Annotated in this window: 8 protein-coding genes; 5 read left to right on the top strand and 3 right to left on the bottom strand. The window is 72.7% G+C overall.

What is annotated here, in order from left to right; all coding sequences use genetic code 11:
- Window positions 1-172: 172 nt before the first annotated feature.
- Both AB0N03_RS29270 and AB0N03_RS29275 read left to right on the top strand, forming a co-directional pair.
- Entirely contained in the window at window positions 173-2911 is a 2739-nt protein-coding gene (locus AB0N03_RS29270) for a tetratricopeptide repeat protein (protein ID WP_364378031.1), read from the top strand.
- A gap of 216 nt (window positions 2912-3127) precedes the next feature.
- Window positions 3128-6274, top strand: coding sequence for a tetratricopeptide repeat protein (locus tag AB0N03_RS29275; protein ID WP_364378032.1), 3147 nt, complete (start codon window positions 3128-3130; stop codon window positions 6272-6274).
- 45 nt (window positions 6275-6319) lie between these two features.
- Here AB0N03_RS29275 and AB0N03_RS29280 read toward each other — a convergent pair whose 3' ends face one another.
- Both AB0N03_RS29280 and AB0N03_RS29285 read right to left on the bottom strand, forming a co-directional pair.
- Complete coding sequence (locus AB0N03_RS29280) at window positions 6320-6751, bottom strand: hypothetical protein (RefSeq protein WP_364378034.1); 432 nt, start codon at window positions 6749-6751, stop codon at window positions 6320-6322.
- A 58-nt stretch (window positions 6752-6809) separates the two neighbouring features.
- Window positions 6810-7187 carry a hypothetical protein gene (locus AB0N03_RS29285; protein WP_364378036.1) on the bottom strand — a complete coding sequence of 126 codons (378 nt, stop codon included), beginning with the start codon at window positions 7185-7187 and terminating at the stop codon, window positions 6810-6812.
- A 244-nt stretch (window positions 7188-7431) separates the two neighbouring features.
- On the opposite strand from AB0N03_RS29285, the gene AB0N03_RS29290 reads away from it, so the two are divergent.
- The 3 genes from AB0N03_RS29290 (at window position 7432) to AB0N03_RS29300 (ending at window position 12076) form a co-directional block, all read left to right on the top strand.
- A complete protein-coding gene (locus AB0N03_RS29290) occupies window positions 7432-8418 on the top strand; it encodes a winged helix-turn-helix domain-containing protein (RefSeq protein WP_364378038.1) in 987 nt (328 codons plus the stop codon).
- Between the two features lie 154 nt (window positions 8419-8572).
- Window positions 8573-10912: an NB-ARC domain-containing protein gene (locus tag AB0N03_RS29295; RefSeq protein WP_364378040.1), complete on the top strand. Its 2340-nt coding sequence runs from the start codon at window positions 8573-8575 to the stop codon at window positions 10910-10912.
- A gap of 393 nt (window positions 10913-11305) precedes the next feature.
- The gene (locus tag AB0N03_RS29300; RefSeq protein WP_364378042.1) at window positions 11306-12076 is read left to right on the top strand and encodes a PIG-L deacetylase family protein; all 771 of its coding nucleotides are present in this window, start codon (window positions 11306-11308) and stop codon (window positions 12074-12076) included.
- Between the two features lie 123 nt (window positions 12077-12199).
- Here AB0N03_RS29300 and AB0N03_RS29305 read toward each other — a convergent pair whose 3' ends face one another.
- Window positions 12200-13468 carry an MFS transporter gene (locus tag AB0N03_RS29305; RefSeq protein WP_364378044.1) on the bottom strand — a complete coding sequence of 423 codons (1269 nt, stop codon included), beginning with the start codon at window positions 13466-13468 and terminating at the stop codon, window positions 12200-12202.
- Between the last annotated feature and the right edge of the window lie 67 nt (window positions 13469-13535).

Raw genomic sequence — 13535 nt, forward strand, 5'->3', positions numbered from 1 at the left:
GTACCGAAGAATGGTCGGCGTGAATACGCATCGTGGCAGGCGGTGGCGGGCGGCGACCAGGTCACGCACCGGCAACTGACCGGCAACTTGTGCCGCTTGCCGGTATCGGCCCCGGCCGGGAGGTGGCAGCCTGGGCGCGGGACGAGAAGCGGGTGCCCACGGGGGAGGATGGGTGTTTGGCGAAATCGTGCGTGCCTATCGGCAACGGCTGGGGATCACCCAGGAAGAACTGGCCGATCGGACCGGGGTGAGCGAACGAACCATCCGCAACATCGAGACCGGGCGGATCGGGAGGCCCAGGTCGGCGAGCGTACGACGGCTCGCGGACGCGTTCGCGCTCCACGGCGCCGAACGGGATCACTTCCACCAGACCGCGCAAATCGAAGCCCGGCCCCGGCCCGGCGTGGACGCGGTTGCCTGCCCGAGCCGATCGGCGGACTGGCCGCTGCCCGCGCAATTGCCCGCCGACGTACGGGGCTTCACCGGACGGGCCGATCATCTACGCGGGCTCACCGCTCGCCTCGACCAGCGTTCGTCGGCCACGGCGGTGCTGATCACGGGCTCGGCCGGGGTCGGCAAAACGACCCTGGCCGTGCATTGGGCCCACCGGGTCGCCGATCGTTTTCCCGACGGCCAGCTGTACATCAACTTACGCGGCTACGCGCCGGCTCCGCCGTTGCGTTCGATCGACGCGCTGGCCCCGTTCCTGCGGGCCCTCGGCGTCGCCCCCGGACGAATACCGCTCGACACGGACGAGGCCGCCGCCCTGTACCGCAGCCTCCTGGCCGATAGGCGGATGCTCGTGCTGCTCGACAACGCCGGCCGCAGCACTCAAGTCCGGCCCCTGCTCCCCGGTCACAGCAGCTGCCTGGCCCTCGTGACCAGCCGAGACACGCTCACCGGGCTCGAAGTCGGCGACGGCGCCGACCGGCTCACCGTGGACACCCTCGGCGGGGTCGAGGCCCACTCCCTGATGGCGCGCCTCGTAGGCCACGATCGGGTCCGCGCCGAACCCGATGCCACCGTCGACCTGGCCCGCCTGTGCGGCCATCTGCCTCTGGCGCTCAGGATCGCCGCCGCCCACCTCACCCGGCTCGCCGACCTCAGCATCGCTTCCTACGTCAGCGAACTCAGCAGCGAGAACCGGCTCGCCCTGCTCCAGGTGGACGAAGACCCGCAGGTGGCTGTCCGGGCCGCGTTCGACCTTTCGTACGTCACCGTGCCCGGTGCGGAACAGCGCCTGTTCCGGCTGCTCGGGCTCTTGCCCGGCGACGACTTCACCGCCGAGGCCGCGGCAGCGCTGACCGACGTCACCCCGCCGGCAGCGCAACGGCTGCTGGAGCAGCTTGCCCACGCCCACCTCATCCAGCGGTGCGGCCCCGGCCGGTACAACTTCCACGACCTGCTGCGTCTTTACGCGCGGGGCTGCGCTTACGACCAAGAGCCGGAGTCCGAGCGCGATGCCGCGCTCGACCGGCTGCTCGATGGGTACCTGGCCACTGCCGACGCGGCCGTGGAGGTGCTGTACCCGCAGAAACTGCGCCTGCCGCAACCAGCCAGACCACACCGACCCGGGTTCGACACGCACACACCGGCTTTGGCCTGGCTGAACGCGGAACGCGGCAACCTCGTGGCCGCCATCACCTACGCGGCCGACCAGGGACGACGTCCGATCGCGTGGCTGTTGGCGGACATCCTGCGTGCCTACTTCTTCCACACCCTCTACATGGTCGACTGGCTCACGGTCGCTCGGACGGCCGACGTGGCAGCCGACATCGAGGGCGCCCACCAAGCCCGGGCGGCCGCTCAGCTGAGCCTCGCGGATCTGCACTGGCGGCGCAGCGAGCAGCACCAGGCCACCGGACACACCATGCGAGCGCTGGCCTTGGCGGAGCAGACCGGCTGGTCGGAGGGCCAAGCCGCGGCCCACAGCACACTGGGCGGCGTCTGCTGGGTGGCCGGACACCTGGCTCAGGCGGAAGATCACCTCGTCCGGGCGCTCTCGCTCAACCAGCGAACCGGCCGGCTCGTCGGCCAGGCGATCAACCTCAGCAACCTGGGCCTCATCCACGGCGAGCGCGGACGGCTGGCCCGCGCCCGGGATCTGCACATCCAGGCACTCGCCTTGCACGGCCGGTTCGGCAGCAACGCCGGCGAGGCGGTGGCGATGACCAACCTCGGCGAGACCCGTCATCTCCTGGGCCAGATCCAGGAGGGTATTTCCCTGCTCACCGCGAGCGTGACCTACACCCGCAACGTCGGCGACCGGGTGCACGAAGCCAACGCGCTGTGTTGCCTGGCCGCCGCCCACCGCGACCTCGCCTCCTACGACCACGCGCTCACCCTCGCCACCACGGCGCAGGAATGCCTGGACGGCACCGAATACCACCGGGGCAAGGCCGACATCGGGAACGTCCTGGGTGACGTCCTCATCCACAAAGGACACCACCAGCAGGCCATCGGGCAACTCCGGCAGGCCCTGGACATCGCCCGTCGCGTCGGCGACCGCTACCCGGAAACCGCCGCCCTGATCGGTCTCGCGACCGCACACAGCCACCTGGAGCACCACACGCTCGCCACGGCCTTCGGCGACCAGGCTCTCGCCGCGGCCCACCACGCCGGCTTCCGTTTGCTCGAAGGCAATGCCCACACCACCCTCGCCCACGTCCACCACCGGCAGGGGCACCGCGCCGACGCGAAACAACACGCGGAAGACGCCCTCGCCATCCACCGCGAGACCGGTCAACGGCTCGCCGAAGCGCGCACCCTCGTTCTCCTCGGCACGATCCACCGCGACATCCACGACACGCCCACCGCTCTCGCCCACTGGCGCCACGCTCACGAACTCTTCACCGAAATCGGCGCGCCCGAGGGGACCGTGGATCGTTCGGCGCTGTCCACGGTTTGGTGAAAGTGGTGACGGCGGTTCGCAGGTACCTGAACGACTTCGTTCTCCGGGGCGCGGACAGCGGAGCTGTTCGCAGCTACGCTATGCGCTGCCGCGGCGGCTCCACGCGGTTGAGATCCCGGTCGGCAGCCCCCGGAACGGGGCCTCTCGGCAGGCGTGTTGATTGTTCCGGCGCCAGGTGCTAAGCCGGTGGTTCGGCCTATGGAGGAGCGGTCGAACGTGGCGGTGGAGTTCGGGGTCCTGGGCAGCGTCGAGGTGCGGGTCGACGGTGTCCCGGTGCCGGTGGGACCCGCCCGCCAGCAATGCGTCCTGGCGGTCCTGCTGGCCGAGGTGGGCCAGGTCGTCCGGGTCGACCGGCTGGTGGACCGCGTGTGGGGCCCGGGTCCCGCACCGGTGGACGCCCGCAACCCGTTGCGCACCTACCTGTCGCGGCTGCGCCGGATCGCGGGCGTGCGGATCGAGCACCGCTCCCAGGGGTACGTGCTGCTGGCACCGCCGTCGTCGGTGGACCTGCACAGGTTCCGCACGCTGGTGGCCCGCGCTCCCGCGGACGAGGACCACGCGCTGGCCCTGCTGGAGCAGGCGCTCGACCTGTGGCGCGGTGAACCCCTGGCGGGCCTGGAAACGCCGTGGGCCGACGCCCTGCGCACGGTTCTGGAGAACGAGCGGAACGCGGCGGAACTGGATCGGACGGACCTGCGGTTGCGCCGCGGCGACCACTCCGCGCTGCTCGCCGGGCTGGCCGCCCGCACCGCGGAGCGTCCGCTCGACGAGCGGCTGGCGGGCCAGTTCATGCTCGCCCTCTACCGGTGCGGCCGCCAGGCGGAGGCGCTGGCGCACTACGACGGGTTGCGGCGGCGCCTGGCCGCCGAACTCGGCGTCGACGCCGTGCCGGAGCTGCGCGAGCTCCACCAGCGCATCCTGCGAGCGAGTGTCGACCCGTCTCCGCCGAAGCGGATCGGGGCGGCCGTGGGATTGCCCGTCCCGCGGCAGCTGCCCGCCGCCGTACCCCACTTCACCGGGCGGTCCGAGGCCCTGGAGCAGCTGGACGGATCGCTGTCCATCCGCGTGATCGCGGGGAGCGCCGGGGTGGGGAAGACCGCGCTCGCCCTCGAATGGGCGCACCGCGCGGCCGATCGGTTCCCCGACGCCCAGCTGTACGTCAACCTGCGCGGCCACGGCCCCGGCCCGCCGATGAGCCCGCTGGAGGCCGTCGGCCGGTTCCTGCGGTCGTTGGGATCGACCCCGGAGCAGGTGCCGGTCGACGTCGACGAGGCCGCCGGGCTGTTGCGCACCCTGCTCGCCGGCCGGCGAGCGGTGGTGCTGCTGGACAACGCGGCGTCCTCGGAGCAGGTACGGCCGCTGCTGCCCGGCAGCGCGGCTTGCGTGGTCCTGGTGACCAGCCGCAACCGGCTCGACGGCCTGGTCGCCTGCGACGGCGCCGACCGCCTCGTCCTGGACGTGCTCACCGAGGACGAGGCCGGCCGCTTGCTGGCCGGCCTCCTCGGTGCCGGCCGGGTCGCGCGAGAACCCCGGGCGGCCGCCGAGCTGATCGAGCTCACCGCCCGGCTCCCCTTGGCACTGCGGGTCATCGCCGCGAAACTGGCCCACCACCCCGGCGACCTGGCCGAGCACCTCGTCCACCTCCGTTCCGGCGACCACTTCGACGTCCTCGAGGTCGAGGGAGACGAGCGCACCGCCCTGCGGTCCGCCTTCGACCTGTCCTACGACGCGCTGCCGGACGAACACCGGCGGGTGTTCCGCCTGCTCGGCTTGGTGCCGGGAGAGGACTTCACGCCCGAGGCCGTGGCCGAGCTCGCGGATGTGACCGTCGAGGAAGCGGCACGGCTGCTCGACGGCCTCGCGGCGGCCCATCTGCTCGAACAGCACGCGCCCGGCCGGTATGCGTTCCACGACCTCCTGCGCCGTTACGCAGGCGACCGCGGCCGGGCCGGGGACGGCGACCAGGACCGGGAAGCCGCGCTCGGGCGGCTGCTCGGCTGGTACCTTCGCACCGCCGACGCCGCCGCGAAGGCCATCCACCCGCAGTTGCTGCGTCTGCCCGGCGCGGCGGGACCCGGGAAGCCGGCGGATTCGGCCGACCGCGCCGCGGCGCTGGCGTGGCTGGACGGTGAACGCGTCAACGTGACCGCGGCCGGGGTGCTCGCCGCCGAGCGCGGGTTCCGGCCGGTGACCTGGTTGCTGGCCGACACCCTGCGCGGCTACTTCTGGATCGGCCTGCACCGCCAGGAGTGGGCCGAGCTGGGGGAGGCCGCGCTGGCCGCGGCCGAGGCGGAGGGCGACGCGCGAGCCGTGGCGGTCGCCCGGATCAACCTCGGCGACCTGTGCCTGCGCGGCCACCGGCACGACCACGCCGTCGAGCACTACGAGCGCGCGGTGGACGACCTCCGCCGCGCGGACTGGCTCGAGGGCCAAGGGGTCGTGTTCGGCAAGCTGGGCCTGGTCCATCGCGAGTCGGGCAACACCGCGGAGGCGGCCGACTGCTACCGGCGCGCGCTTTCCCTGGCCTCCCGGACCGGTAGTCCGGTCCGGGAGGCCGCCGCCCTGGGCAATCTCGGATTCGTCCAGTACGAATCGGGCGCCTACGCGCAGGCCGCCGACGGGCACGCCCGGGCGTTGGCGCGCTACCGCGAACTCGGGTTCGCCTCGGGCGAGGCCACCGCCTTGGGCAACCTCGGGGACGCTCTGCACGCGCTCGGGCGGTTCGACGAGGCACTGAGCCGGTTCGCCCAGGCCTTGCCGATCCTGCGCGAGATCGGGGACACGGGCACGGAAGCGGCGGCCCTGCGCGGCATGGCCGCCGTCGACTCGGACGCCGGGCACAACGACCGCGCGGCCGACCGGGACCGCACCGCCCTCGAGCTCGCGCGGCGGGCCGGCGACCGGCGGGTGGAGGCGGACGTCCTCATCGTCCTGGGCACGATCCAGCTGCGCCTCGCGCGCCCGGCGGAGGCGGTCCACTGCCACCTGGCGGCACTGGACCTCGCCCGGCGCACCAGAATCCACTACAGCGCCGTGGAAGCGCGGATCGGGCTGGCCACAGCGCGCGAAGACGCCGACGCTGCCCGGCAAGCGCTCGAGCTGACCCGCGCGGCCGGCTACCGCGGCCTCGAAGGCCGGGTGCTGACCACCCTGGCGCGGCTGCTGCTCAGCCGGGGAGAGCGCGGGGCGGCCGGCGAACACGCCCGGCGCGCGCTGGAAGTCCACCGCGAAACGGGTCACCGGCTCGGCGAGGCCCGGACCATGGCGGTGCTCGCGGACCTGGCCGAGGAGAGCGACACGGTCCGGTCGTGGCGGGACGAGGCGCGTGACGCCTTCTCTTCTCTTGGCGTCCACCCGCACTGAAGTCCGTTGTGCGGCAACGGCGCCCCGTCCCTCCACTGTGGCCGGTCAGGGGTAACGGACCCGGCCGTGACCGTCGACCTTCTCGAAGGAACCACCCGGGCCGGGGTTGTCGAAGCCGTAGTGGAAGTAGAGGTTGTGCCCGGTGGGGACCCCCGACCAGCAGTACGAGCGCGCCACGCCGTCCTGGGGGATGTTCCCGGTGCGACCCAGGGAGTCGTCGAGCACGCTGTTGTCCTTGAACAGCTCCACCCTGAAGTTCGTGCCCGAGCTGGGGTTCTGGACGCTGTGGACCTCGATGTCCGTGCACACGGAGGACCGGCCCGACGTGAAGATCCGGCCGTCCAGGCTCCACACCCCGGTGAGGGTGAAGTCGAAGGGCACCGTCGCGGCCGCTTGAGCCGGGACGGTCAGGAGCAGAGACGCCGCCGTCGCGGCGGTGGCCGCCCCGGCAAACCTCGTCACCATACGTTTGACCATGCTGTTTCCTCTCTGGTTTGAATGCGGGTCAGGACGCCGACGTGGAAGATCGTGACGGCTACCGGCCGTCGATCCACTCCCAGGCGTGACACTTGTCGTCACCACCGCCCGTGACACTGCTGCACACGCGGAAGCTGAGCACGAAACGCGGGCCGACGTTGCGGGTTCCGCACCCGCCGTCGGCGCCGTCGCCGTCACCGAGCCGGTATTCGTTCCCCGTCGTGTCGTCGAGGGTGTATTCGATGCGGATACCACGGTTGTTGGCCTTCGAGTCGCACGCCACGAGGTATTGGTGTGAGACCGACACGGTTCCCGTGCCACCGCCATCCGGCGGGGATTGCACATGTGACGAGGCCGAAGCGGTCTGCGCGCCGCAGATGAGCACGGCGGCCACCCCCGCGGTGATCGCGATTGTCTTGTGCATGAGAATGGTCAACGGGTACCCCCGGGAATGGTCGATCGGATGGATGTCCAGGGGAAGGTAACAATGCCTCCAAAAGCGCATCAAAGCCTTTTCGCCGCACCGAAAACTCGCTCGAGGAGTTCGACGAGTTCGACGGCGAGTGCGGCAGGCCCGTCCGGTGGCGGTCATGTTCGTTCAACGTTCGTGCATGGCCGGGCGACGAGGATGGTGGCGCGGCACCGGACCGGGAAACCGGTCTCGATCACCGGGGGGAACCGTGACGCTGTCGATGGTGTTCGAGGGGCAGGACCTGCAACGGGTGCGACTGGCCGCCGCCGCGGATCCGCTGTGGGAACTGGTGCTCGGCGTCCAGAAGCTGCAACTGCCCCGGGTACCGGTGCCGCTGGCCGGGTGGCGGCAGGACTGTGGCCGCCGGCTCGACGGGAGAAGGGCTTTCGACGCCGTGGCGCTGGTGCGGACCCTGGTTCCCGCCCGTGGCGCGTTCCCCGACCTGCTCACGCCGCCGGAGTCGGCGGCCGGTCTCGACGCGGGGTGCGAGGCGGTGCTGTGCGCGCCCCGGAACCGGGTGCGCGCCGACCTCGCCGCGGTGTTCGCCGGACGCACGGCACCGGCGTGGGCCCGGTCGTTCGCCCTCGGCGACCGGGATGCGAAGCGGGACCTCGTGCAAGCGCTCCGCACGGCGCACGCGCTGCTGGTCGAGCCGCGGTGGGCCGAGGTCCGCAAGGCGGTCGCGGCCGACCACGCGGCGCGCACGCGGGATCTCGCGTCGCACGGGGTGCACGCACTGCTGGCGAACCTGCCCGGCGTGGTGAGCTGGGACGGGTGGGTGCTGCGGACCGGCTACCCGGTCGATCGGACGGTGCACCTGCGCGGGCGCGGGCTGGTGCTGCAGCCGTCCTACTTCTGCTGGGGCAACCCGGTCACGTGGCTCGATCCCGAGCTGCCACCCGTGCTCGTGTTCCAGGTGCTCGGCCACCGCACGCCGGTCGACGTCACCGTGCCCGAGCGCCTGGTGGCCCTGCTCGGCCGCACGCGTGCGGAGTGCTTGCGCGCGCTGCTTTCGCCGCTCACGACCACCGAACTCGCCGAGCGGCTCGGAACGTCTGTCGGCACCGCGAGCAAGCAGGCCACGGTACTGCGGGAAACCGGCCTGGTGGTGAGCGACCGGCGGGGCGTGCGGGTGCTGCACAGCACGACGACCCTCGGCCTGACTTTGCTGGTCGATTCACCGGCCGACCGATAACCCACCGCATCGGGGCCGGCGGCCGCGCCGAGAAGACCTGGCCGGCGAACGGTCCGCTGCTGCCACGGCGCCCGCCCGGCCGGGGACGCCGGATCGTTGACACGGCCCGCCTGCATGGTCACGCTGTGAACAGGAGCTGTGGGAGGGAAGCTCAGTGGCGGTGACCGGGAACAAGCGGCTCCGCGCGGCCCGGGAACGCACGGAATCGTGGGAGCACCCCGGTGAGGGCCTGTCGCGGCGGGAGCTGGCCGAGCGGGTCAACGCCTTCCTCTGGGAGCGCCACCGGCAACGGGCCGTGCTGGACGACAACTACGTCGCGAAACTCGAGCGCGGCACGATCCGGTGGCCGAACGCCCGGTACCGCGAGGCGTTCCGCGCCGTGCTGGACGTCGAGAGCGACTCGGATCTGGGGTTCGTCAACTCGCGCCGGGAGGCGGCTCCGCTCGTCACCGATCCGGCTCACAGCGCACCCGGCCCCCCGGTGCCGCACCAGCTTCCGGCCGCTCCCCTGCGGTTCACCGCGCGGGCCGGCGAGTTGACGGCGCTTTCGGCCGCGTGTGACGACGTGCCGGGGCCGGGCGGCCCCGTGATGGTCATCTCGGCGGTCGCGGGCGCCGGCGGTATCGGGAAGACGTCGCTGGCGCTGCACTGGGCACACCGGGAGCTGGACCGCTTTCCGGACGGCCAGCTCTACGTCGATCTCCGGGGGTTCGATCCCGCCGGTCCGCCGATGTCTCCCGCCACCGCGATCCGTGGGTTCCTGGACGCGTTGGGCGTGGCGCCGTCCGGGATCCCGGACGGCCTGAACGCGCAGGTCGCGCTGTACCGCACCCTGGTCAGCGGAAAACGGATGCTGGTCATCCTCGACAACGCGAGGGACAGCGCCTCGGCGGAACCGCTGCTTCCCGGGAGCGCGGCCTGCACGGTGCTCGTCACCAGCCGCAACCAGCTGACCGGACTCGTCGCCCGCGGCGCGCAGGCGTTGCGGCTGCCCGTGTTCACTCCGGTCGAAGCCGGTGAGCTGTTCGCCGACCTTCTCGGCGCCGAGAAGGTTGAAGCCGACGCCGAAGCGAGCGCCGCCTTGATCCGGTTCTGCGCCGGGCTGCCGCTGGCCATCAGCGTCATCGCGGCCCGGGCCGGCTCGAACCCGGCCTTCCCCTTGGCGCTGCTTGCGGACGAACTCGCCGACGACACCGGCCGGCTCGACGGGCTCGACGCCGGCGAAGACTCCGTCCGCCTGTCTTCGGTGTTCTCCGCCTCCTACCGCGCCCTCGACGACGACGCCGCGGAACTGTTCCGGCACCTCGGCCTGACCACGGGCGCGGACACGGGAACCGCGGCGATCGCCAGCCTGGCCGGCCTGCCCCCGCACCGGATCCGCGGGCAGCTGCGCATCCTCGAGAACGCCCACCTGCTCGAGCAACACCGCCCCGGCCGGTACCGGATGCACGACCTCGTCAGCCTCTACGCCCGCGACCGGGCGCACACCGATCTGCCCGCCGGGTCACGGGACCGGGCGATCCGGCGGCTCGTCGAGTTCTACCTGCACACGGCCTTCGGAGCCGAACGGCTGCTCGACGCCCACCGGCCGTCGATCGCAATCCCGCCCGCGGGACCCGGCTGTCACGCCGCACCGCTCCCGGACCACGCGGCGGCCGTCCAGTGGTTCACCGAGGAGCACGCCAACCTCCTCGCTGCCCAGCAACTCGCCGCCCGGCACGGCCGGCACGACGACGTCTGGCGCATCGCGTGGACGATGAACACCTACCACATGCGCCACGATCGCCGTGACGACAACCTTCGCGTCTGGCGGCCCGCGATCGACGCCGTCGCGCACACCCGCGAGGTCTCCGACCAGGCGGACGTCCACCGCCTTTACGGCTGGGCACGCATGATGGTCGGCGACCACGGACCGGGGATGGACCACCTCGGCCGCGCGCTGACGCTGTTCCGGCAAGCCGGTGACGCCGCGGGCCAGGCCCGTGCCCACGAGGCCCTCGCCGCCGCCTGGGAGAAGCAGGGTGACCACCGGCGTGCCCTGCGGCCCGCGCTGGAGGCGCTGGCCCGCTACGAAGAACTCGACCAGCCCGCGCGGACCGCGAACGCCCTCAACACGGTGGGGTGGCAATACGCCCGCCTCGGCGAACTCGGCCGGGCGGCCGAGTACTGCACGGCCGCACTCCGCCTCTTCCGGCGCTGCCGCTACCTCGACGCCGAGGCCTACGCACTGCACAGCCTCGGCTACATCGACCACCACACCGGACGGCACCGCAGCGCGGTCCGCCACTACCGGCACGCCGTGAACCTGCTGCGGGGCGCGTACGACACCAAACAGGAAGCGGTCGTGCTCGCCGACCTCGCCGAGGTGCACGCCTCCGCCGGGAACCGGCGCCGGGCCCGGCTGCTGTGGCTGGAAGCCCTCGCGCTCTGCCGGCAACAGCATCGAGCCTCCGACGTCGACCGCATCGAACGCCGGCTCGAAGAACTCGGCTGACGGCCGCGGGTGCCGGCGTGGGCGACGGTGATCAGCGCCGCGCGCGGACGCGGGGATCCCGCGATTCCTCCCCCGTCGCCTCCCTCCCCGGCGCCGTCACCGCATGGCAGGTTTCGAGGTGCCCGAGCAACCGGGTGGCGCCGCATCGGCGTGGTGCCGGGGGGAGGGGTGGCGGCACGGGGGGTGTGCCGCCACCACCGGCTTTTCGGTCGGGTTTCGTCGCGCGCGCACCGAAATCACCTGAGCCGATCGCCGGCGCGAAACGCAAGAAGCCGCCCTCACCCACACCAGCGTCGACGGCTGAGGGCCGAGGGGTGGGTGAAGGGGAACCGCCCGGGCCGGGAAACACGGTCCGGGCGGCGCCGCCGACGGCGGGGCCCCGGATGCGGGACCATGGCCGGCATGACCTTGCCCGCTTTGCCCGAAGAGTCCTTCCGGCGCGTGCTCTGCGTCGTCGCGCACCCCGACGACATGGAGTACGGCGCGTCCGCGGCCGTCGCTCGCTGGACCGCGCGCGGCGTCGAGGTCGGTTATCTGCTGCTCACCCGCGGCGAGGCCGGCATGCCGAACCCGCCCGAGGAGACGGCTCGCCTGCGTGTCGCCGAGCAGCGGGCCGCCTGCGACGTCGTCGGCGTGCGGCACCTGACCGTCCTCGAACACCCGGACGGTGTCCTCGTGTACGGCCTCGACCTGCGCCGGGACATCTGCCGGGAGATCCGCCGGTTCCGGCCCGACGTCGTACTCGGCACCGGGTACGACGTCGAGACGCCCTACGGCTTCGACCAGGCCGACCACCGCGCGGCCGGGCTCGCCACGCTCGACGCGATCCGCGACGCGGGCAACCGGTGGGTCTTCCCGGAGCAGGTCGGCGAGGAGGGCCTCGAACCGCAGGCCGTGCGCTGGTACATCGTCCCCGGCTTCCCCGGCTCCGGCGCGACCCACGGCGTCGACGTCACCGGTGAGCCGCTGCGCCGCGGGGTCGCCTCGCTCGAGGCGCACGCCGCGTACCTGGCCGCGCTCCCGGACCACCCCGCTCCGGCGGACTTCATCCCGGAGTTCACCGCGATGAACGGCCAGGCCATGGGCGTCGAGCACGCCGTCTTGTTCCGCGCCCACGACCTGCAGGCGCCACCGGAGCCGTCCGCCGAAGCCGCGCAGGACTGACCAGGCCGCCCAGGGGGAGCTGTGCACGGCGGTGCGGTTGCCGCGGTACCCGGCCGGGCAGACCACTGCACTCGGCATCGCCGCCACGCCGCTGGGAGGTGCGCTCGAGGACGGTACGTCGGGCTACGTCACGCTGCCCCCGAGGTGATCGCCGGGCTCACGAGCCTGCTCGCGCCCGGCGGCAGCACCGCCGAGCCGCTTTCCTCCGTCCTTCTCGGCGGCAACGGCGGAGGCGGAGAGAACCGTCGCGGCGGCGAGGCTGCCCCAGAGGACAGCCGAGCCGCGAGAGGCGAGAGCGGTGATGACCGCCGGCGACACGGCGAGCCCGAAGCCCGTGGAGAGCTGGAAGCGGGCGAGGGCGCGTCCGAGGACATGGGGCGGAGCGAGGGCGGTGACGAGCGCGGTGGCGCTGCCGGCGTAGCCGATTTCGCCGAGGGTGCAGACCACGGACACCGCGGCGACGGCCGGGGGACCCCAGCCGGGTCCCAGGGAGGTCGCCACGAGGAAGCCGAGGTAGGACGCGGCGAGTACGACGCCGGCGAGCGCCAGCGCGGTCCGCCGGGAGAAGCGGGACAGCAGGACGGTGACCGGAACCTGCAGGGTGACCACCAGCACCGTGTTGGCCACGAAGATGGCTGCCGACCACACCGGGGACGCGTGCAGCCGGGTCAGCAGGACCAAGGGGATCGCGATTTCGAAGAGGTTGAGGGAGAAGACGTAGATCACGTTGGCGGCCAGCAGCGCGCGCATCCGAGGTGGCGGCCGGTCGTCCCCGGCCGGGGTTGCAGCCGGACGTGCGCGGAGGTGGACCGACCATGCCAAGGTCGCCGCGGCGAGGTAGGCGAGTCCGGTGAGGGCGGCCAGCGCTCGCAAGGTGGTGGTGCCGCCCGTCATGCACGCGGTGGCGATGAGCGCACCCCCACCCAGGCCGGCGTTGCGCAGGGCGCGGCCGCCCGCGAGGGCGGCGTCGCGTTCGCGGCCGTGGGCGACCGTGGCCACGACAGCCGCGTGGGCGGCCGGCCATGCCTGGTTGCCGATGCCGAGGAAGAGCGCCGCCGCCGCGAACAGCCGGACGTCGCCCTCCGGGGTGACCAGCAGCAGCGCCACGCCCAGCACCCGCACCAGCATCGACGCCGCCACCACCGTGCTGCGCGCGCCCCGGTCCAGCCATCGGCCCACCACGGGCGTGCACCCCAGGGCGACCACGACGCCGGCCGTCATGGCGATGCCGGTGACCGGCGCGGAGAGCCCGAGCACGGTCACCCCGTAGAGCAGCAGAAAAGGCCGCAGCATGCCGGTGCCGAGCGCGTCCACGGCCAGAGCGACGGCGTAGCGGGGGCCGCCGGAGGCACGGACAAGGGCGCGCGGCCGGATCTTGGTGGTGGTTGCCATGGCGCCCACGGTGCGTGCGATCGCCGGGCTCGCCACGCCGGTTGACGGATACCGTCAACCGACGCGG

Origin of the sequence: Amycolatopsis sp. NPDC051061, assembly GCF_040682935.1 — a bacterium.
Classification (GTDB): Bacteria; Actinomycetota; Actinomycetes; order Mycobacteriales; family Pseudonocardiaceae; genus Amycolatopsis.